Below are 25,711 nucleotides of genomic sequence, written 5' to 3' on the forward strand. Positions count from 1 at the left end.
TCGCGCAGGGTGGCATGTGTCACCGTCAGGCCGCGATGTCGTCGTCGAGGTGCGGACTATCGCGCGGAATCACGCTGGATTGAGGGGGTGGGGCGGAGACGGTCGGGGACGGTCCCGTGTCTGGATCGTGATGTTCCTGGAGCGGTCGGGAACGGGGCGTCCCGGCGTGCTCTACCATCTGGGGAGGAGTTGGCCCCTGCGGCAAGAAACGGATGGTTATGACGCAACGCTTCAGGCACCTGCTGCCCGTGGTCCTCGGCGGTGATATCGGCGCCTACGCCCTGGCGCGGCAGCTTCATGAGGTCACCGGCACGTCGGTGACGGTCGTGGCCTCGGATCCGATCGTCGCGATCTCCGAGTCGGCCTACATCACCGTGGTCCACCAGGAGGCCGGGGCCCCGCCGGAGCGGACTATCGCGCTGCTGCGAAAGCTGGCCCAGGGCCGAGGGCCCCGCAGCGCTGTGCTCATGGCCAACACCGACGCCGCGGCCGCCATGATCTCGGCCCACCGCACCGAGCTCGAGCCCACCTATGTCCTGCCCTTCCCGGACATTGACGTGCTCGACGCCGTCAGCGACAAGGCCTCCTTCTCCCGTCTGTGCGCCGAGGTGGGGGTGCTCACGCCCCGGGAGGTCGTCGTCGACCTGGCCGACCCCGACTGCGTGACGCCGACCAGCGCCGACGAGCTCGGCATGGAGTTCCCGCTCGTGGCCAAGGCGGCCATCGGCGCTGACTACGACCGTATCTCCTTCCCCGGCAAGCGCAAGATCTGGTTCATCGACGACGCCGCCGAGCTGGCAGGCATGTGGAGGAGCCTGAAGGAGGCCGGCTACCGCTCCACCTTCCTGGTTCAGGAGTGCATCCCCGGTGACGACACCGCCATGCGCTCGGTGACCGCCTACATGGACTCAACCGGAGAACTGCGCCTCATCGGCTCGGCGCGCGTTCTGCTGCAGGACCACGCGCCCACCATGATCGGCAACCCGGTGGCCATGATGACCGAGGCCTTCCCCGACCTGTGGGAGGCCACCGGTCGCCTGCTGCGTCATGCCGGCTACCGCGGCTTCGCCAACCTCGACATCAAGGTCGACCCCCGTGACGGACGGGAGCTCTTCTTCGAGGTCAACCCCCGTATCGGCCGCAACTCCTTCTACCTGACCGCCGCAGGTGCCAACCCCATGGCCGTCATGCTCAAGGACCTGGTCCTGGACCAGCGTGACGAGCCCATCGAGGTCACCCGGCAGATCCTCTACTCCCTGGTTCCCGACGGCGTCATCGCACGCTACGTGTCCGACGAGGCTCTGCGCCGCAAGGCCAAGGGCCTGGGGCGGGGCGTCGACCCGCTGCGCGACCCGGCCGAGCGCTCGCTGCGCCGTCGCGTGACGATCGAGCTCCAGCGCCTCAACCACTACCGCAAGTTCGCCCGCAACTATCCGCAACGAGTCGACAGGTCCCGCTGAATGCCCGAGAACGAGAACATGCCCGACAGCACCACCCCCGACGCCACGACTGATTCCGCGACTGACTCCACCCCTGAAACCAAGGTCGAGGCCGGTGCGCCGGCCCCCCAGAAGGCTCAGGCGACTCAGCCCAAGAACAACAAGGGGCGCAAGGGCGGCGAGTCTGAGCAGCCCGAGCAGCCCGAGCAGAAGGTTGACCCGACCGCCAAGCCCGCCCAGCCCGCCAGGGCCGACAAGACTGACAAGCCCAAGGCGCCTCGGCTCACGCACCCCGAGCCGGTGCACTCCACCCCGGACCGCTCCGAGACCCTGCGTCGGGTCGACGGGCGCGAGATGCGTCTGGCCGTGGGCAACAGCCACTTCCCGGTTGAGCAGACCGAGGCCTGGGAGCGCTTCGAGGAGGCCATGGGCCGCCCCCTGTGGGGCCGCTACCTCTATGAGGACGAGGGCAAGCCCGTGGCCGCCATCGCCCTGTACCGCTACGAGATGGGCGGCCAGACTTTCCTGTGGGCCAAGCACGGCCCGGTCTGGCTCAAGGAGCAGTCGCCCGAGCGCGAGGCCCACCTGCGTCGCCTGCTGCGCTCCGTGGTCAAGGAGCGCGACCGCTCCGTGCGCTTCATCCGCATGCACGCCCGCTACCGCGCTGCCGACCTGCGAGAGCTGCTGTCCACCATCACCTATGACCGCACCTACGTCATCGACCTGGTGCCCAAGACACCGGAGAAGATCGCGGCGGTCATGCCCAAGGACGGGCGCCGCGCGGTCAAGCGCGCCGAGCGTGTCGCCCGGGAGGCCGGCTGCACCATCAGCGACGAGACCGGCCTGAGCCGCGAGGAGTTCGACCAGGTCTACGAGGTCCTGCGCGAGACCGCCGAGCGCGACGGCTTCAAGCCCCACGACGCCGAGGTCTACTGGACCATGCTGACTTCCCTGGGGGAGAAGAACGCCCGCCTGTTCGTCCTGCGCAAGGACGGCGTCCCTCACGCCTGGGACCTCATCCTCACCTCGGGCAAGGACTCCGTGGCCTACTACGGCGCCTCCTCCAACGAGTCGCGAACCTTCCGCGGGGCCGAGGCCCTGGACTGGTGGGCCGCCTGCACCCTGGCGCAGGAGGGCTACCGCGGCCTGGACCTCATGGGCGCCGGCTCCACCCGCGTCCCCTCGCTCTACACGGTGGGCCAGTACAAGAAGCGCTACGCCCAGCACGTCACCGAGGTGGACGGGGCCTGGGACGTCCCGGTCTCCCGAGTCATCTACTCCGGGATGTCCGCCGCCAAGCGCCTGCGTGACGCACTGCGCGCGCGGCGTGGCTCACGGGAGGACTGAGCCCGCGCGACCACGACGTAGACTCGCGGTCGAACCGGGGTGCACCAGTACAGCGCCCCGCACCGATGCAGCAGAGGAGACGAACCCGTGTCAGACCAGCCCATGATTGAGATCACCCTCGACGGCGCGCCCCGCACCATTGAGGCGGGCATCACGGGGGCGCTTCTCCTGCAGGACACCGTCAAGAAGGACGGCGTCGTCGCAATGCGCGTCAACGGCGAGCCCTGGGACCTGGAGCGCCAGGTCCCGGCCGGCGCCGTCGTCGAGCCCATCACCCTGTCCAGCGAGGACGGCCTCAACATCCTGCGCCACAGCGCCACCCACGTCATGGCGCAGGCCGTCCAGGAGATGTTCCCGGACGTCAACCTCGGCATCGGCCCCTTCATCACCGACGGCTTCTACTACGACTTCGGCGCCATCGATGCCGTCACCCCCGAGATGCTGCGCGAGATCGAGAAGCGCATGAAGCGGATCGTCAAGGAGGGACAGCGCTTCGTGCGCCGTGACATCACCGAGGCCGAGGGCCGTGAGGAGCTGGCCGACCAGCCCTACAAGCTCGAGCTCATCACCACCAAGGGCGCCGGCGCCGAGGGCGCCTCGGTCGAGGTCGGCGCCGGCGGGCTGACCATGTACGACAACGTCCGACGCGACGGCACCGTCGCCTGGACCGACCTGTGCCGCGGCCCCCACCTGCCCTCGACCCGCCTCATCGGGCAGGGCTTCGCGCTGACCAAGTCCTCGTCGGCCTACTGGAAGGGCGACCAGTCCGGCGACTCCCTCCAGCGCATCTACGGCACCGCCTGGGCCAGCAAGGATGACCTCAAGGCCTACCAGACCCGCCTGGCCGAGGCCGCCAAGCGCGACCACCGCAAGCTCGGCGCCGAGCTCGACCTCTACTCCTTCCCCGAGGAGATCGGCCCCGGCCTGGTGGTCTTCCACCCCAAGGGCGCCATGCTGCGCCACCAGATCGAGCAGTACGTCGTCGACCGCCACCTGGACTACGGCTTCGACTTCGTCCACACTCCCGAGATCTCCAAGGGCGGGCTCTTCCACACCTCCGGGCACCTGCCCTACTACGCCGACACCATGTTCCCGCCCATGCTCGCCGACGAGGAGCGCGACGCCGAGGGCAACATCACCAAGGCCGGCCAGGAGTACTACCTCAAGGCCATGAACTGCCCGATGCACAACCTCATCTTCCGCTCCCGCGGACGCTCCTACCGCGAGCTGCCGCTGCGCTTCTTCGAGATGGGCCACGACTACCGCTACGAGAAGTCCGGCGTCGTCCACGGGCTCACCCGCATGCGCGGCTTCACCCAGGACGACTCCCACACCTACTGCACCCCGGAGCAGGCCGGCGAGGAGATCCGCGCCCAGATCGACTTCTTCCTGTCCATCCTCAAGGCCTTCGGACTGACCGACTTCTACCTCGAGCTGTCCACCCGCGACGAGGACGGCGCCAAGAAGGACAAGTTCATTGGATCCGACGCCGACTGGACCGCCGCCACGCAGGCCCTCCAGGACGCCTGTGACGCCTCCGGGCTGGAAGTCGTTCCCGACCCGGGCGGCGCCGCCTTCTACGGCCCCAAGGTCTCGGTGCAGGTCAAGGACGCCATCGGCCGGACCTGGCAGATGTCCACCATCCAGTACGACTTCAACCAGCCCGAGCGCTTCGACCTGGAGTACACGGCCGCTGACGGCACCCACCAGCGCCCCATCATGATCCACTCGGCCAAGCTGGGCAGCGTGGAGCGCTTCATCGGGGTGCTCACCGAGCACTACGCGGGTGCCTTCCCCGCCTGGCTCTCCCCGGTGCAGGTCCGGCTCATCCCCGTGGCCGAGGCCTTCGACGCCTACGTCGACGACGTCGCCGCCCAGCTGCGCGCCCAGGGGGTGCGCGTCGAGGTGGACCACTCCGACGACCGCTTCGGCAAGAAGATCCGAAACACCTCCAAGGACAAGATCCCCTTCACCCTCATCGCCGGGGGAGAGGACGCCGAGGCCGGCGCCGTCTCCTTCCGCTTCCGCGACGGCCAGCAGACCAACGGCGTGCCCGTCAAGGAGGCCGTGGCCCACATCGTCAGCGTCATCGACGCCCGTATCAACGACCCGGCGGGGGAGAAGCTGCACAGTGACTGAGGAAGTGACCGGAGAGACGATCACCGGCCCCGGGGCCGGTGACGGCGTCGAGGTGGAGGCGCCCTTCTACCACGAGGGCGCCCCGCAGGCCTTTCAACGGCTGTGGACCCCGCACCGCATGGTCTACATCGGGGGGCAGAACAAGCCCTCCGATGACACCCCCGCACAGTGCCCGTTCTGCACCGGGCCGCAACGCGGTGACGAGGAGGCCCTCATCGTCCACCGGGGCCAGACCAGCTACGTCATCATGAACCTGTACCCGTACAACACCGGTCACCTGCTGGTGTGCCCCTATCGGCATATCTCCGACTGGACCGAGGCCACCGCGGCCGAGCGTCAGGAGATCGGTGAGCTGACCGCCACGGCCATGAGCGTCGTGCGCTCGGTGAGCCGCCCCCACGGGTTCAACCTGGGGATGAACCAGGGCGAGGTCGCCGGTGCGGGGATCGCCGCCCACCTCCACCAGCACATCGTGCCGCGTTGGAAGGGGGACGCGAACTTCATGCCCATCATCGGTCGGACCAAGCCCGTTCCCCAGCTGCTCGGGGAGCAGCGGGACATGCTCGCCGCCGCCTGGGCCGCCTCGGTCGGGCAGAGCGGGGACTGATCCCCCTGGCCTCGATCGACGTGCTCCGGCAGGCTGAGGGGCGCCCCTGCGTCCTAGTCCGTCCCGTGCCATCACGGCCCGTCTCTTAGACAGTTCCACCCCAGTGTTAAGGACCTCATGCTCGGCAACCACGGCCGCGGCCTGACCAAGGCCCTGTTCACCCGACCCGCCCTCGCGCTCGGGCGGCTCGGGGTGACTCCCAACATGCTCACCGTCACCGGAACGGCCCTGTCCGTGACGGCGGCGGTCACCCTGCTGCCGAAGGGACACTTCGTGGCCGGGCCCCTGGTCCTGCTCGTGGTGCTGGTGGCCGACTCCTTCGACGGCATTCTGGCCCGGGCCACCGGGAAGAGCTCGGTGTTCGGGGCCTTCCTGGACTCCACCATGGACCGCCTTGCCGACGGCGCCGTCCTGGGATCCCTCGCGGCCTGGGCGGCTCTGTCCATGCCTGTCGGCGCGCTGCGTACCGTGACCGTCGCGGCTGCCCTGGTCGCCGTCGTCATGGCGGCCACTGTTCCCTACGCCCGCGCCCGGGCCGAGTCGATCGGCGCCACCGCCTCCGTGGGGATCGCCGAGCGCACCGACCGGCTCCTGGTCGCGCTCGGTTCCACCTTCCTCGTGGGGCTCGGGGCGCCCCAGTGGGTGCTCGCCGCGGGGCTCGTCTACGTGGCGATCGCCTCCTTCATCACCGTGATCCAGCGCGTGCGCGCCGTCCACCGGCAGGTCCGGCAGGGGGATGAGAAGGCATGAGGGTGCGCCTGCCAGCCGTCTCAGACGCCTACCGCCTGGCCTGGCGCGGTACCCGCCACCTGCCCGCGCCGGTGGGCTACGGCCTGGCACACACCGTGGCCGACGCGCTGTGGGCCTGGCAGCGCCTGCGGCGCTCCGCCACCGGGGTGGGACAGCTCGAGCGCAACCTGGCACGCATCCTCCCGGCGGGAACACCGCCGCGCGCGCTGCGCCGCGCCACCCGAGCCGGCATGCGTTCCTACATGCGCTACTTCTACGAGGCCTTCGCCCTGCCCGGTATCACACCGGAGCAGATCCTGGCGCGCGTGCGCACCGACATCGACCCCCAGCTGCACGAGGACGTGCGCGCCGGCAGCGTCGTCATGGCCCTGCCACACATGGGCAACTGGGACCTCATCGGAGCCTGGGCCTGCCGTGAGCTCGCCACCGTCCTGACCGTCGCCGAGCGCCTGGAGCCCGAGGACCTCTTCGAGCAGTTCGTCTCCTTCCGCCAGTCACTGGGCATGCGCATCATCGGCCAGTCCCACGGGGAGAAGGTCTTCGACCGCCTCCTTGAGGCGGCGAGCCAGGGGCACTACGTCGTCGCACTCCTGGCGGACCGGGACCTGTCCTCGGCCGGCATCACCGCGCGGCTGGGTGGCGCCACCGCACGGGTGGCTGCCGGTCCCGCGGCGATCGCCCAGCGCCTGGGACGCCCCCTGTACGCCGCCTCGATCCACTACGAGCCGCTCACCGGCCAGAGGCGCCGTCGGGCTGGATCGCCCTGGGGAATCGTGCTGACCGCCCGCAGGGTTCCGGCGCCCCAGCAGATGGAGGGACGCGAGCAGGTCGTGGCGCACACGCGCGCCTGGGTCGCCGCGCTGGAGCCCCTGCTTGCCGAGCACGCCGAGGACTGGCACATGCTTCAGCCGGTCTTCGACGCCGACCTGGACCAGGAGCGCCTGGCTCGCAGCCACGCCCGCGACCAGCAGGGCGCCCACGAGGAGAACGCATGAGGATCGGTATCGTCTGCCCATACTCCTTCGACGCTCACGGAGGCGTCCAGGTCCACGTCATGGACCTGGCCGGTGAGCTCTTCCGTCGCGGCCACGAGGTACAGGTCCTCGCGCCGGCCTCCCAGGACACCGAGCTTCCCGACTGGGTCACCAGCGCCGGTGACTCCATCGCCATTCCCTACAACGGCTCGGTGGCGCGGCTGAACTTCGGCGCCCTCGTGGCCAGGCGGGCCCGACGCTGGCTGGATGCCGGGGACTTCGACATCCTGCATATCCATGAGCCCATCACCCCCAGCGTCGGGATGCTGGCCCTGCAGGCCGCCACCGGGCCGGTGGTGGGCACCTTCCACGCCGCCATGGACCGCTCGCTGGCCCGTGAGCTGCTGAGCCCGGCGACGGTGCCGCTCATGGAGAAGCTCTCGGCCCGCATCGCCGTCTCCGAGGAGGCCCGCCGCACCCTCATCCAGTACCACGGCGGCGACGCCGTCGTCATTCCCAACGGCGTCAATGTCGGGCCCTTCGCCGACGCCCCCAAGGACGACCCCCGGTTCCTGGGCACGGACGAGGCCCCCACCATCTCCTTCCTGGGGCGTCTGGATGAGCCCCGCAAGGGACTGCGGGTCCTGGCCGATGCCATCCCGACGGTGCTGGAGTCGGTGCCCAGGGCGCGCTTCCTCATCGCAGGGCGCGGGCAGGCCCAGGAGATCCGGGAGGAGCTGGCCCGCTTCGGCGACTCCGTGGTCTTCCTGGGGGGCGTCAGCGACGAGGACAAGGCCGCCATGCTGGCCTCGGCCAGCTGCTACGTGGCCCCGCAGACCGGAGGGGAGTCCTTCGGCATCGTCCTGGTGGAGGCCATGGCCGCCGGCACCCGGGTCATCGCCTCCGACCTCAAGGCCTTCTCCGACGTGCTTGGCGAAGGCCGTTACGGGGCCCTGTTCCACAACGAGGACGGCAGCGACCTGGCCCGAGTCATCATCGACACCCTGCAGGACGCCACGGCCGCTCAGGCCCGCGTCCAGGCGGCCAGTCAGGTGGTCGGCCGCTACGACTGGTCCGCGGTCACCGACGAGGTGCTCGATGTCTACGACATGGCTCTGTCCACCGCCCACACCCGGGTCGAGCCCGCCCCCGGTTCGCGCACCATGCTGGGCCGGTTGCGCGATGCCCTGGACGACTAGCAGCTGATCTCAGGAGTGATGAGGAACCGACCATGGCAGCAAGCATGACGACGGCCGTGACGCAGGCCGTTGATACCCTGGCCGGTGCGGCCACGGCCCTACCGGCACTGTCCGCCACAGGGTCCGGTGTGATGACGGCGCCGATATGGAGCATCGTCGTGCTGCTGGTCGGGTTGGCCGTGATCGCAGGGTGGGCCCTCTACGCCAGGGCGGTTCGGGTGGACCGGCTGCACCGGCAGGTGCTGGGCGCTCGGGCCACGCTTGAGGCCCAGCTCGTTCACCGGGCCGAGGCCGCGGCGGAGCTGGCCACCGTCCCCTCCCTGGATCCGGCTTCCGGACTGCTGCTCAGCCGTGCCGCTCGCGAGGCGCTGGACGCCGAGGGGCCTCTTGTCGATGACGGCCTGGACACCTCCACGCCTCTTGAGGGCACCCCCTCCTCCCATCCTGCTTCCAGCGGCGCGGCGCTCCCGACTCCGACCGCCCGCAGTCGGGCCCTGATCGAGTCCGATCTCAGCCGGGTCCTGCGAACGGTGGTCAGCGAGCCCGCACGCCGCGAGCTGTCCGCCGACCCGCTGAGCCTGCCCGCGCTCAACCGCCTGGACCGGGCCTGCTCCCGCCTGGTCCTGGCCCGCAGGTTCCACAACACCCACGTCAGCGAGGCCCAGGCCCTCAGGGCACGGCTGCTCGTCCGGATGTGCCACCTGGCTGGGCACGCGCCCATGCCCCAGACCTTCGATGCCGACGACGACACCACCCCTGAGGCGCCGCCCGAGCGCGACGACGAGGTGCAACCGAGGTGATTCCATGAGCATGCCCCCCAGTCCCTGGGCCCCCCGGCCCGGATACCGGCGCTCCAGCGCCCTGCCGCAGACCCCAGCCGACTCCGGCCCCCTTCCCGGAGTCGGGCAGCGGTATCAGGTTCATCGTGACTCTCAGGGCACGCCTCCGTCGCGGGCCACGGATCCTGAGGATGGCCGGCAGCAGCACGAGCAGGTGGCCTCCCTCATCCCGCCGGGTATTCCGGCGAGGGTCGGGGCGATCGTCATGCTGACCGCGATCGTTCTGTTCTCAATGCTCACCGTGTACTTCTTCTCAGGGCTTCGGGACGATTTCGGTCCGGTCGTGCTTCCGTCGTTTCTGCTGGCGCTCATCCCCTTGGGCGGGGTGCTGGTGGTCACGATGCTGCTCGCGGGAGTGTTCTGGTACGTCCGCTGGGAGCCCAGGCCTCCCGGTGTGTTCACGGTGGTCACGCTCCTGGTGGCGTTCCTGTGGGGGACGAGCGTGTCCACCCTGTGCTCCTTGGTGGTCAACGGCTGGGTGGCTCGGGTCATCACCGAGGCCATGGGCGACCCGGATACGGCCGGCGTGATTTCAGCACCTCTGGTGGAGGAGCTGACCAAGGGACTGGGTGTCCTGTTCGTCTTCCTCATCTGGCGCCGCACGATCAATGGGACGATCGATGGGGTCGTGTATGCGGCGTTCACCGCCGCAGGCTTCGCCTTCGTTGAGAACATCCTCTACTTCGTTCAGGGGTGGGAGTACGTGGGGACGATTTTCGTCATGCGAGGGGTCCTGTCCCCGTTTGCTCACCTGACCTTCACCTCCTGCACCGGAGTGGCCATCGGCGTCTCCTCCCGCCGGCGCTCTCAGTACGCCTGGGCGTGGATGGCTCCTGTTGGTCTGGTCGGTGCGATCCTCCTTCACGCGACCTGGAACGGGTTCGTTGCCGCGAACTTCGGGGTGTATCTGCTGCTTCAGTTCCCCTTCTACGGTCTGTGCACCGGACTGGTCTCGTGGCTGCGTTGGAGTGAGCGCCGGTCGATGCGCCGCGGGCTGGAGGACTACGCCCGCGCCGGCTGGTTCTCCCCGGCCGAGGTACAGATGCTCACCACCGGCGCGGGGCGCCGGTCGGGCAGACGGTGGGCCGCCACCAGGGGACTGCATGCCTCTGCAGCCATGAACACCTTCCAGAAAGGTGCAGCGGAGCTCGCCCAGCTGCGCCAGCAGGCGGTGGACAGCCACGATCTGGGCGAGCTGTCCGTCAAGGAGACCGAGCTGCTCGACCGGATCAGCCAGGCGCGCCGGTCCTTCCTGGGGGCCGGGTAGAGGGCGGTAGTAGCCGGATGACTTTCCACGGCTCGGGTCTCGCAGCGTGAGCACCGGGGACGGCTGCGCAGGCGCGCGGTAGCATGCTGGGCGTCAGCATTTTCTCGGAGACGTTGCTGCCGCCCCGTGCGGCGGCCGCGGCTCACGGCCGGAGGACCACGATTGAGTACAGAGCAGACCACTCCCAGCACCGGCACCCTCACCGTCAAACGCGGCATGGCGGACATGCTCAAGGGAGGCGTCATCATGGACGTCGTCACGCCCGAGCAGGCCCGTATCGCCCAGGACGCTGGAGCCGTCGCCGTCATGGCGCTCGAGCGCGTCCCCGCCGACATCCGAGCCCAGGGCGGCGTCGCCCGCATGAGCGACCCCGACCTCATCACCGGCATCATCGAGGCGGTCTCCATCCCGGTCATGGCCAAGGCCCGTATCGGTCACTTCGTGGAGGCCCAGGTCCTCCAGAGCCTCGGCGTGGACTACATCGACGAGTCCGAGGTCCTCACCCCTGCCGACTACGCCCACCACATCGACAAGCAGTCCTTCACCGTTCCTTTCGTGTGCGGAGCCACCAACCTGGGTGAGGCGCTGCGCCGCATCACCGAGGGCGCGGCCATGATCCGTTCCAAGGGGGAGGCCGGAACCGGGGACGTCTCCAACGCGGTGACCCACATGCGCACGATCCGCGATGAGATCCGTCGCCTGACCTCGCTGCCCGAGGACGAGCTCTACGTGGCCGCCAAGGAGCTCGCCGCCCCCTACGAGCTCGTCGCCGAGGTCGCCCGCACCGGGCACCTGCCGGTCGTGCTGTTCACCGCCGGTGGCATCGCCACCCCGGCCGACGCCGCCATGATGATGCAGATGGGGGCCGAGGGCGTCTTCGTGGGCTCGGGCATCTTCAAGTCCGGCGACCCCGCCAAGCGGGCCGCCGCCATCGTGCGCGCCACCGCGCAGTTCGACGACCCCGACGTCATCGCCGAGGTCTCGCGCGGACTGGGCGAGGCGATGGTGGGGATCAACGTCGACGAGATTCCCGAGCCCCACCGCCTGGCGGAACGCGGTTGGTGACCGGCCGCCTGGTCGACGGGCGTCACCCGGTGCTGGTCCCGGAGGACTGGGACCAACACCTCGACGCCGGCGAGTGGAGCCTGGGGGAGGACGGTCTGCCCTTCAGGACGGCCGCCCGGGTCCTGGCCGTGACCCAGGACGGCGAGGTACTGCTGTTGGTGGGGCACGACGCCGCGGACCCGGATCACAGCTGGGTCTTCACCCCGGGAGGAGGACTCCACAGCGGTGAGGACCCCCGTGCCGGGGCCGTGCGTGAGCTGGTCGAGGAGTCCGGGATCGAGGTCTCCCCGGAGGACCTGGAGGGGCCCATCGCCCACCGGGAGGCGATCTTCCGCTTCGCCTCAGTCACGTGCCGCCAGGACGAGATCTTCTTCCTCCTGCACCTGCCGACCCGGCGCCCGATCAGGAGGGACGGCTGGACGTGCCTGGAGCGCGACGTCGTCGACTCCATCTCGTGGTGGAGTGCCGAGCAGCTGCAGGCCGCCCAGCAGCGGGGGCAGGAGATCTACCCGGTGCGCCTGCCCGAGATCGTGGAGGAGCTCGCCTCGGGCTGGAACGGCCGGTGCCTCGACCTGACCGATCCGGTGGACCACGAGGTCCTGACCGAGCTCGCGAGCACCCCTCCCCGTTACTGCGACCCCAGCGCCTGAAGGAGCCCGATGACCGACCCGAGCCACGCCCACCGCCCGGCCCACACGATGGACGCCCGCCACCCCCGGGCGCTCTTTCCCGCGCTCGCAGCGCCCGACTCCCGGCCCACGGTCGGGATCCTGGCCCTTCAGGGCGACGTGCGCGAGCACTCCTTGGCCCTCGAGGCGGCCGGAGCGCGACCCGTCGTGGTGCGCCGCGCCGCCGATCTGGGTGAGGCCCCCGGCCACCGGCTTGACGGCCTGGTGATCCCCGGAGGGGAATCGACCACCATGAGTACGCTGCTGGTCGCCTTCGAGATGCTTGCGCCCCTGCGCGAGCTCATTGGCGCGGGCCTGCCCGCCTACGGGTCCTGCGCCGGGATGATTATGCTGGCCGACCGCGTCGAGGGGGCTCAGGAGGGTCAGGCCTTCCTGGGTGGCATCGACATGACCGTGCGCCGCAACGCCTTCGGCCGACAGGTGGACTCCTACGAGGAGGACCTCATCGCCCCGGAGCTCGGCGCGGGGCCGGACCGACCGCTGCGCGCCGTCTTCATCCGGGCCCCCTGGGTGGAGGAGGTGGGCCCGGGCGTCGAGATCCTCGCCACGACCCGCGCCGGACGTGCGGCTGGGGTCGGTGGGGCCGACGGCGGTAGGATCGTCGCGGTTCGTCAAGGATCCCTGCTCGCCACGTCCTTCCACCCGGAGGTCGGAGGCGACCACCGGGTCCACGACGTCTTCGTCTCCATGGTGACGCGCCGGGCCTGAGCAGGACCGGCAGCGCCCTCAGTATCGACTCCCAAGGAGCACTTATGTCGGGTCACTCCAAGTGGGCCACCACCAAGCACAAGAAGGCCGCCATCGACGCCAAGCGCGGCAAGCTCTTCGCACGTCTTATCAAGAACATTGAGGTCGCCGCCCGCACCGGCGGTGGTGACCCCACCGGTAACCCCACTCTGTTCGACGCCATCCAGAAGGCCAAGAAGAACTCGGTGCCGGCGGACAACATCACCCGCGCCGTCAAGCGCGGCAGCGGCGAGGAGGCCGGTGGCGCCGACTGGCAGACCATCATGTACGAGGGCTACGGCCCCGGCGGGGTCGCCTTCCTCGTCGAGTGCCTCACCGACAACCGCAACCGGGCCGCCTCCGACGTGCGCGTGGCCTTCTCCCGCAACGGCGGAAACCTGGCCGACCCCGGTTCGGTGGCCTACAACTTCACCCGCAAGGGCGTCGTCGAGGTCGCCAAGGCCGACGGCGTGGACGAGGACTCCATCCTCATGGCCGTCCTGGAGGCCGGCGCCGAGGAGGTCGAGGACATGGGCGAGTCCTTCGAGATCTACTCCGAGCCCGGTGACATCGTCGCCGTGCGTACCGCCCTGACGGAGGCGGGGATGGACTACGACTCCGCCGAGGTCCAGTTCGTCGCCGGTACGAAGGTGGAGGTCGACGTCGAAGGAGCCCGCAAGGTCTTCCGCCTCATCGACGCCCTGGAGGACTCCGACGACGTCCAGAACGTCTACACCTCGGTGGACCTCAGCCCGGAGGTGGCCGCCGAGTTCGCCGGCGACGAGGACTGAGCCCCTGGACCTCGCCGGCCCCCGGCCGCGCTCGGCTCGCGCCGTCGTCGCCCAGCAGCGGGTCCTGGGTATCGATCCCGGACTGACCCGCTGCGGTCTGGGATGCGTCGATGTCGACCCTCGCCGTCAGGTGCGGCTCGTGGAGGTCGGCGTGGTTCGTACGCCGCCTTCCCAGAGCCCCGAGCTGAGGCTGCTGACCATCACGGAGGCCATTGAGGACTGGATCGCCCGCCTGGGCCCGTCGGTGGTCTCCATCGAGCGGGTCTTCGCGCAGGACAACCTGCGTTCGGTCATCGGGGTCGCCCAGGTCATGGGGACCGCGATGGCCACGGCGGCGCGCGCGGGCCTGGAGGTGGCTCAGCACACGCCCAGTGAGGCCAAGGCCGCCGTCACGGGCTCGGGCACGGCTGACAAGGCTCAGGTCCAGGCCATGGTCACCCGCATCCTCGGCCTCGACGCCCCACCCCGGCCGGCCGACGCCGCCGACGCCCTGGCGCAGGCGATCTGCCACGGCTGGCGAGGGGGCGGAACGGGCACGGACGACGCCACCGAGATGGTCTCCGCCGGGGGAGCGGTGCGTGTCTCAGCCCGTACGCCGGCACAGCGCCAGTGGGCCGCCGCCCAGGCCGCGGCCCGGCGCACCGGCGCCGTCGACCCGCGACGGGTGCGGCGCTGAGGACCCCGCCGACGTGGGGCTGCTAGGATCCGAACGTCTGTTCGAGCCCCGTCGGTGTCCGTCAAGGCGGCCTGAGAGCGCTCGATCCGCTGAGAACCCCAGGAGAAGTCGCCCATGATCGCCTCCCTGCGCGGCACTGTCCTCAGTGTCGGCCTGACCAGCGCCGTCATTGAGACCGGCGGCGTCGGTATGAGTATCCAGGCCACGCCCACCACGCTGTCCGGCCTCAGGGTCGGCGAGGAGACCCTCGTGCACACCGAGATGGTGGTCCGTGAGGACTCGCTGACCCTGTTCGGCTTCGCCGACACCGACGAGAGGGACAGCTTTCGCACCCTGATGAGCGCCAAGGGTGTCGGAGCCAAGCTGGCGCTGGCGATGCTGGCCGTCCACACGCCCAACGCACTCAGGCGGGCCATCGCCTCCCAGGACGTCGCCGCCCTCACACGGGTACCCGGCCTGGGACCTAAGGGCGCTCAGCGCGTCATCCTGGACGTGGCCGACAAGCTGGGCCCTGTCACCGGGGACGATCTGGGGGCCGCGCAGACTGTTGCGCAGAGCGCGCAGGGGGTGGAGGCGATGAGCGACGGCGGTCCCGAGCCCCACGCGGACGTGGTCGCCGCCCTGGTGCAGCTCGGCTGGAACGAGGCCAGCGCGCAGCAGGCGGTCTCCTCCGTGACGGCTGATGCCGCCGATGGAGGCCAGGAGCCGGACATGGCGGCGGTGCTGCGGGCCTCCTTGAGGTGGCTGGGGGGCGGGCACCGTGGCTGAGCCCGATGAGCTCGATGGGCAGCGCCTGGTCGGTGGCGGTGCCGACGCCACCGAGCGCGCCGCCGAGGCGGCCCTGCGGCCTAAGCGCCTGGAGGACTTCACCGGGCAGGAGGTGGTGCGAGGCCAGCTCTCGGTGGTGCTGCGCTCGGCCCTGGCCCGTGGAGTGACCGCTGACCACGTTCTGCTCTCGGGGCCGCCTGGGCTGGGCAAGACCACCTTGGCCATGATTATCGCCGCCGAGGTGGACGGTTCTCTGCGCCTGACCTCGGGGCCGGCCATCCAGCACGCCGGAGACCTCGCGGCCATCCTGTCCTCCCTGGAGGAGGGGGATGTGCTGTTCATTGATGAGATCCACCGCCTGGCACGCACCGCCGAGGAGATGCTCTACCTGGCGATGGAGGACTTCCGGGTCGACATCGTCGTGGGAAAGGGACCCGGCGCCACCTCCATCCCCCTGTCCCTGCCCCCCTTCACCGTCGTCGGAGCCACCACGAGAGCGGGGCTGCTGCCCGCGCCGCTGCGGGACCGCTTCGGCTTCACCGGGCACCTCGACTACTACGGGCCGGGCGAGCTCACCCGTATCCTCACGCGCAGCGCGGGGCTGCTGGGGGTGAGCCTGGAGGCGGACGCCGCCAAGGAGCTGGCCTCACGCTCACGCGGCACGCCCCGAATCGCCAACCGGCTGCTGCGCCGGGTCCAGGACTGGGCGGAGGTGCACGGGCGTCCCGGTCGGCTGGACCTGGAGGCGGCGCGTGGCGCCCTGGATGTCTTCGAGGTCGACGCCCTGGGCCTGGATCGTCTGGACCGCCAGGTGCTTGAGGCACTGTGCACCCGGTTCGGCGGCGGCCCGGTGGGGCTGACGACGCTGGCAGTCAGCGTGGGGGAGGAGCCCGAGACGGTGGAGACCGTGGCCGAGCCCTACCTGGTGCGAGAGGGGCTCGTGGTGCGCACCCCGCGGGGGCGGGCGGCCACGCCGGCGGCCTACACCCATCTGGGACTCGAGCCCCCTGCCGACGGATCATTGTTCTCCTGAGCGACAACCGGGTAATGTGACCATTTTGTAACCGGTTGGTACCCAGTTGTGCCCGACCACTCGCCAACGGTCGGTAAGGCTCTGGCCCGCGTGCCATAGACTCGCCACCGCCGGCCTGTGACAGTCGTAGGTCTGCATCAGCCGGGACTGCCTAGTCGAAACGGAAGAGGCCTCCATGTCGTCGTATTTCATCTGGATCATGCTCATCGGGATGCTCCTGATGATGTGGTTCGTCAGCCGCCGGCAGCGCGCGATGCAGGAGGAGCAGAAGCGCCGTACCGAGAAGGGCCTGGTACCCGGCAACTGGGTTCGCACCATCGGCGGCTTCTACGGCACGGTTGTCGAGGTCGACGGTGACGTGGTCACCCTGGCCACGCCGCTGGGCGACGAGACCCTGTGGAGCAAGCGGGCGATCGCCGCCATCGAGGAGCCGCCCTTCGGCTCCGCCTCCGCCCATGAGGAGTCCGGCTCCGACGTCGAGCAGACTGACAACGACATCCAGGACTCCGAGCAGGACGCGGCCGAGCCGCAGTCCTGATGTCGCGAACCGAACGCTCTGCCACGATGTGAGCGCGGCGGCTCCCCGCGGAGCCCTGCACACCCCACCCGCGCCTGGCGACCAGACTCGCCGAGTCCACCGGAAACGGTGCGTCTCATGGTGGTGCCCGCCAAGCATCCCTACCCCACACTCACCTCAGCCTTCGGGCCATGTGCTCGAGCACACTCCACTCCAGGAAGGGACCACGTGTCCAGTAAGCAGCGAAAGCGCCCAGGGCGCCGCCTCCTGATGTTCATCCTCGTCCTCGTCATCGGTTTCGGTGCGCTCGTGGCGGGAAGCATGAGGCACAAGGCCTCGCTCACCCCCGGCCTCGCCCTCGATCTGGAGGGCGGGACCCAGCTCATCCTGACGCCCACCACCTCCGACGGCTCGGCGATCAGTGACAACGACGTCGAGCAGGCCATCGAGGTGATCCGCCAGCGCGTGGACGCCTCCGGTGTCTCCGAGGCGCAGATCTCCCGCCAGGGCGGTCAGAACATCGTGGTCTCGCTGCCGGGTAAGCCCAGCCAGGCCACTCTGGAGCTGGTGCGCACCTCGGCCGTCATGTACTTCCGCCCGGTCCTGCGCATCCTGCCGGGCAGCGCCCAGCAGGCCGCCAAGAACATCGCCAGCCAGAACCCCTCTGGTGGGCCGACCCCGGCGCAGGCGGCTCAGCCCAGCCCGAGCGCCGGCAGTGAGGCGACTCAGCCGGCAGCGGACTCCGAGGGCGCCCAGGAGGACTCGGGCCAGGGCGAGCAGGCGGCCGCGACCCCGGCCCCCACCGCGCAGCCCACGGCCCAGTCGACGGCACAGCCCAGGACTCCCGAGGAGATCGCCAAGCAGCTGGCGGACGTCAACCAGGACGGGGTCATCTCCTCCGACCCGCTCCCCGCTCAGGACAAGACGAACTCGTCGGACTCCTGGATCACCGAGAAGCTCCTCTACGACGGCTACATGACCGACTGCTCCGACCCGAAGAACCTCACCGGTCAGACGCAGGACCCCAAGGTCGCCGTCATCTCCTGCTCCAAGGAGGCCGGTTCCCAGCACCAAGGCGCCTACATCCTCGGTCCGGCCGAGATCACCGGCACCGAGCTCAAGAGCGCCAACTCGGGTCTGGAGACCGACTCGCGAGGACAGGCCACCCACCAGTGGGTCGTCTCGCTGGCCTTCAACGCCGACGGCACCAAGAAGTTCGCCGAGCTGTCCAAGCGGCTGCTGGCCTACCGCGACCAGGCCAGCGCCGCCGGCGCGCAGGGGGCTCAAGGCGCTCAGAACCAGGACAGCCAGGCCAAGGCCCAGTTCGCCATCGTCCTGGACGGGCTGACCATCATGGCCTCCGGCTTCAACGAGACCGTCCACTCGCCGATCACCGACGGACGGGTCCAGATCACCGGTGGCTTCAGCCAGAACCAGGCCAACACGCTGGCCAACCAGCTCTCCTTCGGCTCGCTGCCGCTGAGCTTCACGGTGCAGTCCGAGCAGCAGATCTCCGCCACCTTGGGAACCGAACAGCTGCGCAACGGCCTGATCGCCGGGCTCATCGGCTTCGCCCTCATCATCCTCTACCTGGCCTGGCAGTACCGCGGCCTGGCGGTGGTGGCCGTGGCCTCCCTGGTGGTGGCAGCAGCCGGCACCTACCTGGTCATCGCGGCACTGAGCGCGACCATGGGCTATCGCCTGTCCCTAGCGGGGGTGGCCGGGCTCATCATCTCCATCGGCATCACAGTCGACTCCTTCATCATCTACTTCGAGCGCGTCCGTGACGAGGTGCGTCAGGGGCGGACCCTGAGGACCGCGATCGATGAGGGATGGAAGCACGCCAGGCGCACGATCCTCGTCTCCGACGCCGTCAACCTCGTGGCCGCGATCGTCCTGTACTTCCTGGCCGTCGGCGGGGTGCAGGGTTTCGCCTTCACCCTGGGGGTGACCACGTGCGTGGACCTGGCCATCATCATCCTGTTCACCCACCCGATGATGGAGTGGATCGTCCGATTCCGCTTCTTCGGCGAGGGGCACCGCCTCTCCGGCCTCGACCCCGAGCACCTCGGGGCGACGTCCTCGACCTACGGCAAGGGACGCGAGGCCGTCGCCGACCGCGTGACCGGGTCGCTGGCGCGTCGCAAGGCCGAGGCCCGCAGGAACGCTGAGAGCACGGAGGACGCGGCTGAGGAGTCCGACGGCGCGGCCGCCGACGACGATGCTGAGCAGCAGGAAGGTGATGCGGTCGATGGCGCGGCCGACAAGGGAAAGGACGGTGAGACGAAGTGAAGTCTCTCGCCTCGCTCGGTAACGAGCTCTACTCGGCCAAGACATCCATCCCTTTCGTCGGCAAACGGAAGATCTGGTATCTCATCGCCGTCGTCATCATCCTGGGCTCGGCCACGCTCCTGGGCACTGTGGGACTGACTCCGGGCATCGACTTCAAGGGCGGTTCGGAGATCACGATCACGGGGCTGTCCTCCCCCTCAGAGCGTCCTGCCAACGAGGTCCTCTCCAAGAGCGACCTGGCGGCCGGCTCCTCGGTGACGACCATGGGGTCGTCGTCGGTGAGGGTGCAGACCTCTGAGCTGAGCAAGCAGCGTCTCGACTCGCTGGCCGGTCAGCTCGCCACCGCCTACAAGACCGACGCCTCCAACGTCTCAGCGACGACCGTGGGACCGACCTGGTCCTCCGACGTCACGAAGAAGGCGGTTCGAGGACTGGTCCTGTTCTTCATCTTCGTCGGACTGCTCATCTGGGCGTACTTCCGCACCTGGAAGATGGCGGCGGCGGCCCTGCTCGCCCTGTGCCACGACATCATCGTCACCGTGGGCATCTACGCCCTGTCCGGATTCGAGGTCACCCCGGCCACGATCATCGGTGTGCTGACGATTCTGGGCTACTCCCTCTACGACACGGTGGTGGTCTTCGACAAGATCCGGGAGAACACCGAGGACTTCGAGTCCCAGAGCCGATCCACCTACGCCGAGCTGGCGAACCTGGCGGTCAACCAGACCTTCATCCGCTCGATCAACACCTCCGTGGTCGGCGTGCTCCCGGTGGCCTCGCTGCTGTTCGTCGGCGCCTTCATCCTGGGGGCGGGAACGCTGCGCGACATCGCTCTGACGCTGTTCATCGGCATGATCGCCGGAACCTTGTCCTCGATCTTCCTGGCCACCCCCCTCCTGGTGGACCTGCGCTCACGTGAGACGCGCATCAAGGAGCAGGCCGCCAAGGTCGCCGCGGCGCGCCAGCACCGTCGGGACGAGGCCGGTGACGACGCCGAGGAACTGGCTAAGATTGACGCGGCTCCGGCCGCCTCACCAGTCACTCCCGGCCACCACCTCGGCGTGGCGGCTCAGCCAAAGAGGAAGAAGAAGCGCAGATGACCGCTCCCGTGGCCCATTCCGAGTCGGTGCCCGAGTCTCTGACCAGGCTGGTCATGAGCCATTTGCGCGAGATTCCCGACTTCCCCGAGCCGGGGGTCCTCTTCCGGGACATCACTCCGCTCCTGGCCGATGGTCAGGCCTTCGCCGCTCTCGTCGAGGGGCTGGCCGATCACTACCGGGGTCGGATCGATGCGATCGCGGGGCTCGAGTCACGCGGCTTCATCCTGGCGGCGCCCTTGGCGGTTCGGCTCGGGGTCGGCATGATTACGGTGCGCAAGGGCGGCAAGTTGCCCGGTCCGGTCATCGGTGTGGACTACGCACTCGAGTACGGCACGGCCCGGATGGAGCTGAGGCCCGAGACCGTCACCAAGGGTGCGCGTGTCCTGGTCATCGACGACGTGCTGGCCACCGGTGGGACGGCCGCCGCCTCCATCTCCCTCATTGAGCAGGCCGGCGCCACGGTGGAGGCCATCTGCATGCTGCTGGAGCTGTCCGATCTGGGTGGTCGCCGCCAGCTCCAGGGGCGTGAGGTCGACTCGATCGTCATCTTCTGAGGCGGCAGCTCGTCGCAGGCCTGCTGCTCGACGGGTAGCTGGGGCTGTTTCTCGTGCGGTGTCGTGATCCTGAAGGACGCGACACCGCACGGTCACCGGCAGTGCCGGCACGCCTCGGTGTGCCGGCCGCTATATGATGCGTCAATGACGGAGACGAAGAACACCCCGGATACGTCAGGTGACAGTGTTGTCCCCGGCTCGCGCGTGCGCAGCCGACTGGCGTGGTTCGGCTCTCGGGGACACTCCACACCGGCGGCCATCGAGCCGCTGCTGCGCGCGGTGCGCGCCAACCATCCCAAGGCCGACACGAGCCTCATCGTGCGCGCCTACGAAGTGGCGGAGAAGGCTCACTCCGGTCAGCGACGCAAGTCGGGGGAGCCCTACATCACCCACCCGGTGGCAGTGGCAACCATCCTGGCCGAGCTGGGAATGACGGCCCAGACGCTGGCGGCTGCCGTCCTGCACGACACCGTGGAGGACACCGACTACACCCTCGAGCGTCTGCGCGCCGACTTCGGCGACGAGATCAGCCTGCTCGTCGACGGCGTCACCAAGCTCGACAAGCTCCAGTACGGTGAGGCCGCCCAGGCCGAGACGGTGCGCAAGATGATTATCGCGATGTCCAAGGACATCCGGGTGCTGGTCATCAAGCTCGGCGACCGCCTTCACAACGCCCGCACCTGGAAGTACGTCTCCGCGGAGAACGCCGCCCGCAAGGCCAAGGAGACCCTGGAGATCTACGCGCCCCTGGCCCACCGTCTGGGGATGAACACGATCAAGTGGGAGCTGGAGGACCGGTCCTTCAAGGCCCTCTACCCGGGCGTGTACGAGGAGATCGAGCACATGGTGGCCGAGCGGGCCCCGGCTCGTGAGGAGTACCTGCGCCAGGTCCGACTCCAGATCGAGGAGGACCTGAGGGTCAACAAGATCAAGGGCGCCGTGACCGGACGGCCCAAGCACTACTACTCGATCTACCAGAAGATGATCGTGCGGGGGAAGGACTTCGACGATATCTACGACCTGGTGGCGCTGCGAGTCATCGTCGACACCGTCCAGGACTGCTACGCGGTGCTCGGCTCCCTGCACTCGCGCTGGACCCCCATGAGCGGGCGCTTCAAGGACTACATCGCCGTCCCCAAGTTCAACCTCTACCAGTCGCTGCACACGACTGTCGTCGGGCCGGGTGGCAAGCCGGTGGAGATTCAGATCCGCACCCACGAGATGCACCGCATGGCCGAGTACGGCGTGGCCGCGCACTGGCGCTACAAGGAGGACCCCAACGCCTCGGGCCCCAGCGCCCTGGGAGGCAGGCCCGGAGACTCCGACCAGGGCGACATGGGCTGGCTGCGTCAGCTCGTCGACTGGCAGAAGGAGACCCAGGACCCCACCGAGTTCCTCGACGCCCTGCGCTACGAGATGGCCGGGGACCAGGTCTACGTCTTCACCCCCCGGGGTGATGTCCTCGCACTGCCGGCGGGAGCCACCCCGGTGGACTTCGCCTACGCCGTCCACACCGAGGTCGGCCACCGCACCGTGGGCGCACGCGTCAACAGCCGACTGGTGCCCCTGGACACGCGTCTGGAGAACGGGGACACGGTGGAGGTCTTCACCTCCAAGGCCATCAACGCCGGGCCCTCGCGCGACTGGCTCTCCTTCGTCGCCTCCACCCGGGCCCGCAACAAGATACGTTCGTGGTTCTCCAAGGAGCGTCGTGAGGAGGCCATCGAGGAGGGCAAGGGCGCCATCGCCCGCACCCTGCGCAAGCAGAACCTTCCCCTGCAGCGCCTCATGAGCCACGAGACCCTCATGAACGTGGCCAAGACCCTCGACAAGGTCGACATTGACGGCCTGTACGCCGCGGTGGGGGAGGGACACGTGTCGGCCCAGCACGTCGTCGACACTCTGGTGGCCACCATGGGCGGGGAGGACGGCGCCGAGGAGACCCTCGCGGAGGGGATCCTGCCCACCCGGGCCACGACGCACCGTCGGCCGCGTACGGCCGACGCCGGAGTCGTCGTCGCCGGCATGGATGAGGGCGACGTCTACGTCAAGCTGGCGCGTTGCTGCACCCCTATGCCGGGTGACCCCATCGTCGGCTTCATCACCCGCGGTTCGGGTGTCTCAGTGCACCGGGCCGACTGCCAGAACGTCGAACAGCTCCAGCGCGAGCCCGAGCGCCTCATCACCGTCTCCTGGGCGGATCACGCCCAGTCGGCCTACCTGGTCCAGGTGGAGGTCGAGGCCCTGGACCGTGGGGGCCTGCTCGCCGACATCACCCGAGCGCTGGCAGACAGCCACGTCAACCTGGTGAGCGCCTCCATCGCCACGAGCCGTGACCGGGTCGTCACCGGGCGGTTCGTCGTCGAGCTGGCCGAGGTCGGGCACCTGGACCACACGCTGGCGGCCCTGCGGCGCATCGACGGCGTCTTCGAGGCGCGCAGAAGCCTGTCCACGACACGTCGTCGATGAAGAGGAATGCGGGCTAGTAGGTGCCACGTGACTACTGATCGTTACGTGACGTTCAGTCTGGCACTATGGACTCTTCGTAAGTAGGAGTCTCCAGAGCCATGTGCAGCTGCCTCCATCACGGCAAGCTGGTCGAATTCATCCAGCAAGGATGGCCAACGATTATTGCGAAGACGAAAGGCGATGACTGATGTCACATGCTCCCCATGGTAATCTTTGGGTGAGAATTTGATCTTGCGTCGATCGGAAGAGTGTATGACAAGGTTTCGGGTCTGCCGCCGAGTAATTGAGTAATTATATGAGTATGCTGTTATGTCTCCAAAATCGATTCGAGTTGTTCCGGCAAGGAAGGAGCGTTTCTTGATGAATCCTGGCCCGACCTCGACGTAGTTCACGAATGTTTGGAGGGTTACTCCAGCTCCTACAGTGATAAGGATGAAGGCGCACGTGAGCCATATGGTGCTGACGCCGGCGTCATCGTCAGAAAATGAAGGGGTGACCCATCGCCTGCAGCCGAGCCAGAGGCAGGCCAGGCCGATGAGTAATACCCCTCCGCCGCCGAGCAACTGATGCTGTGGTGGTCTTGATCGTGCAACGCCATTTTCTGACATGTGGAGCCTGTCGCTCGTTCAAAGTGGTTCAATCTCAACCTCATGAGGATGGCGAGTATCATAGCACGGCCGAGAGGGAATGGAATAACAACATGAGTTTCTTCTGCTGGGAGCCATGAACAGCGTCACTGAGGGTGTCATGAAGGCTCAGAATGGTGCTTGCGGTGGTGACTCGAATCAATGTCTTCGAGAATGTGTCGCTGTTTACTGGCGGAATGCGACGGACTCGATGATGTGCTGCGCCCGCGGGCAGCCTCTGCTGGCAGCCCCGCGACAGTGATTGAGCGTGAGCAGGAGACGGACTCGGCTCACTCCGTGGTTGCGGGCGGTCAGGATGGCTTGCACAGCCTGCACCGGTGTCCCCAGACGAGCGATGTCGACGGCGGCTCGGGCGATCGTGGCGCAGGTGATACCCCCGATCACGGTCGTGTCGCAGTGAGGCAGCCGACCTCGTTTAGTCACCAGGTAGGGCAGTCGACTCCGACGACCTCCGGGCAGGCTCACCTCCAAGGAGTCGGGTGGGGGCCCACCGACGTGCACCCACAGGGCAGTGCTCGCCAGAAGCACACCTCGGCAGGGCAGCGCAGCGGCAATGGCCCGCATACGTCCCTCGGCCGAGCGCAGCGTGTCGGCCGGTTGCAAGTTGCCCAGAATGTTGACCAACAGCCGGGCATCAAGGCTGGCGCACCTGAGCACCTCCATGTCCTGAGGCGGAAGCGTGCCCAGAACCGGGGTCAGCGGGCGGGCGGACAGATGGGCCACGGCGGCGTGGCCGGGTACCGGGACAAAACGAGCCATATGCCATCGTGGACGTCAACCGGCCGCGGGCGCCACAGTGAACCGGCCGCCTGTGGATAACCTCGTGGTGACCGCGCGGAATTGACCCTCACGCGGCGGGAGGCTCCACGGTGGATGACACGCACCCGGACACGCGCCAGGTGGAGCCAGTACTGAGGAAGGAGACTACGGTGAAGGACTCTCAAGAGCGTCATGCTGGAGCTGAAAGGCCTGGCACGACAGCCGAGGCCACGGTCGATACCGTGTCGGACGATGCCGACATCGCCATGACGGTCGGAGAGGTCTCAACGCTCCTGGGCGTCAGCGTCAGGGCGCTGCATCACTGGGACGAGTCCGGCCTGGTGCATCCCTCCCAGCGCAGTGCCGCCGGCTACCGGCTCTACAGTGAGGCGGACATCATGCGCATCCAGCAGGTCCTCGTCTACCGGCAGACCGGCATGAGTCTGGCCGACATCAAGGCCGTCCTTGACGAGCCGGGCGCCGACGCACTGACGCACCTGCGCCGTCAGCGCGAGCTGGTGCAAGGACAGATCTCCCACCTGCAGCACAAGCTCAGCTCCATCGACATGGTGATCGATATACAGCAGTTGGGAGCGAGGATCTCCGTGGCTGAGATGGCGGAGATCTGGGGGACCGACTGGGACCCCGTCTATGTCGAGGAGGCCCGCGCCCGGTGGGGTGATACACCGGAGTGGGCCGAGTCCTACCAACGCAAGGCTCGGATGTCTCGCGCCGACTGGGTGCAGGCGCACGAGGAGACCGTCGCTCTGGAGACCGCGCTTGCCGAGGCGATGCGCAACGGCGTCGAACCGGGCAGCCCCGAGGCCAATGCCCTGGCACGGTGGCACCGCAAGGACTTCAACCGGTGGTTCGAGGTCTCCACCTCCAAGCAGGTGCTCATCGCCCGCGGCTACGTGGCGGACGAACGCTATGCCCGCTACTACGACAAGCGCGCGCCGGGCCTGGCGGCCTGGCTCAAGGACGTCATCGACGCCTGCGCCAGGTCCGAGGGAGTGGATCCAGAAACCGCCACCTGGGAGTAGCAGATCGCCCGACCAGCGACA

The 25,711-nt window shown here is 68.6% G+C and carries 23 protein-coding genes; 22 read left to right on the forward strand and 1 reads right to left on the reverse strand.

Features of this window, described 5'->3' with window-relative positions:
- The first annotated feature begins 218 nt into the window (after positions 1-218).
- From HMPREF3165_RS02890 to HMPREF3165_RS02990, 21 genes are all read left to right on the forward strand, one after another.
- Entirely contained in the window at positions 219-1,460 is a 1,242-nt protein-coding gene (locus HMPREF3165_RS02890; RefSeq protein ID WP_020991488.1) for a carboxylate--amine ligase, read from the forward strand.
- Positions 1,461-2,786, forward strand: a complete 1,326-nt coding sequence (locus HMPREF3165_RS02895) for a lipid II:glycine glycyltransferase FemX (protein WP_020991489.1) — start codon at positions 1,461-1,463, stop codon at positions 2,784-2,786.
- Between the two features lie 87 nt (positions 2,787-2,873).
- Entirely contained in the window at positions 2,874-4,925 is a 2,052-nt protein-coding gene (gene thrS, locus HMPREF3165_RS02900; protein ID WP_004564797.1) for a threonine--tRNA ligase, read from the forward strand.
- Positions 4,918-5,532: an HIT family protein gene (locus HMPREF3165_RS02905; protein ID WP_004564798.1), complete on the forward strand. Its 615-nt coding sequence runs from the start codon at positions 4,918-4,920 to the stop codon at positions 5,530-5,532. The genes thrS and HMPREF3165_RS02905 overlap by 8 nt, the downstream gene beginning before the upstream one ends.
- A 117-nt stretch (positions 5,533-5,649) precedes the next feature.
- The gene (pgsA, locus tag HMPREF3165_RS02910; protein ID WP_004564799.1) at positions 5,650-6,282 is read left to right on the forward strand and encodes a phosphatidylinositol phosphate synthase; all 633 of its coding nucleotides are present in this window, start codon (positions 5,650-5,652) and stop codon (positions 6,280-6,282) included.
- Positions 6,279-7,277 (forward strand): phosphatidylinositol mannoside acyltransferase, encoded by a 999-nt coding sequence (locus HMPREF3165_RS02915; RefSeq protein WP_004564800.1) that lies wholly within the window; start codon positions 6,279-6,281, stop codon positions 7,275-7,277. Before pgsA ends, HMPREF3165_RS02915 begins: the two co-directional genes overlap by 4 nt.
- Positions 7,274-8,455 (forward strand): glycosyltransferase family 4 protein, encoded by a 1,182-nt coding sequence (locus HMPREF3165_RS02920; RefSeq protein ID WP_004564801.1) that lies wholly within the window; start codon positions 7,274-7,276, stop codon positions 8,453-8,455. The genes HMPREF3165_RS02915 and HMPREF3165_RS02920 overlap by 4 nt, the downstream gene beginning before the upstream one ends.
- Before the next feature lie 32 nt (positions 8,456-8,487).
- On the forward strand, positions 8,488-9,255 hold the full coding sequence (locus tag HMPREF3165_RS02925) for a hypothetical protein (RefSeq protein ID WP_020991490.1): 768 nt from the start codon (positions 8,488-8,490) through the stop codon (positions 9,253-9,255).
- Between the two features lie 4 nt (positions 9,256-9,259).
- Positions 9,260-10,561: a PrsW family intramembrane metalloprotease gene (locus tag HMPREF3165_RS02930; protein WP_020991491.1), complete on the forward strand. Its 1,302-nt coding sequence runs from the start codon at positions 9,260-9,262 to the stop codon at positions 10,559-10,561.
- Positions 10,562-10,723: 162 nt separating this feature from the next.
- Positions 10,724-11,626: a pyridoxal 5'-phosphate synthase lyase subunit PdxS gene (pdxS, locus tag HMPREF3165_RS02935; protein ID WP_004564804.1), complete on the forward strand. Its 903-nt coding sequence runs from the start codon at positions 10,724-10,726 to the stop codon at positions 11,624-11,626.
- On the forward strand, positions 11,623-12,276 hold the full coding sequence (locus tag HMPREF3165_RS02940; protein WP_004564805.1) for an NUDIX hydrolase: 654 nt from the start codon (positions 11,623-11,625) through the stop codon (positions 12,274-12,276). Before pdxS ends, HMPREF3165_RS02940 begins: the two co-directional genes overlap by 4 nt.
- A 9-nt stretch (positions 12,277-12,285) precedes the next feature.
- The gene (gene pdxT / locus HMPREF3165_RS02945; RefSeq protein ID WP_020991492.1) at positions 12,286-13,023 is read left to right on the forward strand and encodes a pyridoxal 5'-phosphate synthase glutaminase subunit PdxT; all 738 of its coding nucleotides are present in this window, start codon (positions 12,286-12,288) and stop codon (positions 13,021-13,023) included.
- Positions 13,024-13,067: 44 nt separating this feature from the next.
- A complete protein-coding gene (locus tag HMPREF3165_RS02950) occupies positions 13,068-13,832 on the forward strand; it encodes a YebC/PmpR family DNA-binding transcriptional regulator (RefSeq protein WP_004564807.1) in 765 nt (254 codons plus the stop codon).
- Between the two features lie 70 nt (positions 13,833-13,902).
- On the forward strand, positions 13,903-14,508 hold the full coding sequence (locus HMPREF3165_RS02955; RefSeq protein WP_101558115.1) for a crossover junction endodeoxyribonuclease RuvC: 606 nt from the start codon (positions 13,903-13,905) through the stop codon (positions 14,506-14,508).
- A gap of 114 nt (positions 14,509-14,622) precedes the next feature.
- On the forward strand, positions 14,623-15,276 hold the full coding sequence (gene ruvA, locus HMPREF3165_RS02960) for a Holliday junction branch migration protein RuvA (RefSeq protein WP_004564809.1): 654 nt from the start codon (positions 14,623-14,625) through the stop codon (positions 15,274-15,276).
- A complete protein-coding gene (gene ruvB, locus HMPREF3165_RS02965) occupies positions 15,269-16,309 on the forward strand; it encodes a Holliday junction branch migration DNA helicase RuvB (protein ID WP_004564810.1) in 1,041 nt (346 codons plus the stop codon). The genes ruvA and ruvB overlap by 8 nt, the downstream gene beginning before the upstream one ends.
- A 175-nt stretch (positions 16,310-16,484) precedes the next feature.
- Positions 16,485-16,847 carry a preprotein translocase subunit YajC gene (gene yajC, locus HMPREF3165_RS02970; RefSeq protein WP_004564811.1) on the forward strand — a complete coding sequence of 121 codons (363 nt, stop codon included), beginning with the start codon at positions 16,485-16,487 and terminating at the stop codon, positions 16,845-16,847.
- A gap of 207 nt (positions 16,848-17,054) precedes the next feature.
- On the forward strand, positions 17,055-19,118 hold the full coding sequence (secD, locus tag HMPREF3165_RS02975; protein WP_020991493.1) for a protein translocase subunit SecD: 2,064 nt from the start codon (positions 17,055-17,057) through the stop codon (positions 19,116-19,118).
- Positions 19,115-20,218 carry a protein translocase subunit SecF gene (gene secF, locus HMPREF3165_RS02980; RefSeq protein ID WP_004564813.1) on the forward strand — a complete coding sequence of 368 codons (1,104 nt, stop codon included), beginning with the start codon at positions 19,115-19,117 and terminating at the stop codon, positions 20,216-20,218. The genes secD and secF overlap by 4 nt, the downstream gene beginning before the upstream one ends.
- Positions 20,215-20,772 carry an adenine phosphoribosyltransferase gene (locus HMPREF3165_RS02985; RefSeq protein WP_004564814.1) on the forward strand — a complete coding sequence of 186 codons (558 nt, stop codon included), beginning with the start codon at positions 20,215-20,217 and terminating at the stop codon, positions 20,770-20,772. The genes secF and HMPREF3165_RS02985 overlap by 4 nt, the downstream gene beginning before the upstream one ends.
- 144 nt (positions 20,773-20,916) lie before the next feature.
- Positions 20,917-23,241, forward strand: coding sequence for a RelA/SpoT family protein (locus HMPREF3165_RS02990; protein ID WP_009747358.1), 2,325 nt, complete (start codon positions 20,917-20,919; stop codon positions 23,239-23,241).
- Positions 23,242-24,053: 812 nt separating this feature from the next.
- Here the strand turns inward: HMPREF3165_RS02990 and HMPREF3165_RS02995 are convergent.
- On the reverse strand, positions 24,054-24,647 hold the full coding sequence (locus tag HMPREF3165_RS02995; RefSeq protein WP_004564816.1) for a hypothetical protein: 594 nt from the start codon (positions 24,645-24,647) through the stop codon (positions 24,054-24,056).
- 170 nt (positions 24,648-24,817) lie between these two features.
- Here HMPREF3165_RS02995 and HMPREF3165_RS03000 point away from each other — a divergent pair, with 170 nt between their 5' ends.
- Positions 24,818-25,690: a MerR family transcriptional regulator gene (locus HMPREF3165_RS03000; RefSeq protein WP_004564817.1), complete on the forward strand. Its 873-nt coding sequence runs from the start codon at positions 24,818-24,820 to the stop codon at positions 25,688-25,690.
- Positions 25,691-25,711: the final 21 nt, after the last annotated feature.

The organism is Actinomyces sp. HMSC08A09 (assembly GCF_001807465.1).
GTDB classification, from domain to species: domain Bacteria; phylum Actinomycetota; class Actinomycetes; order Actinomycetales; family Actinomycetaceae; genus Actinomyces; species Actinomyces oris.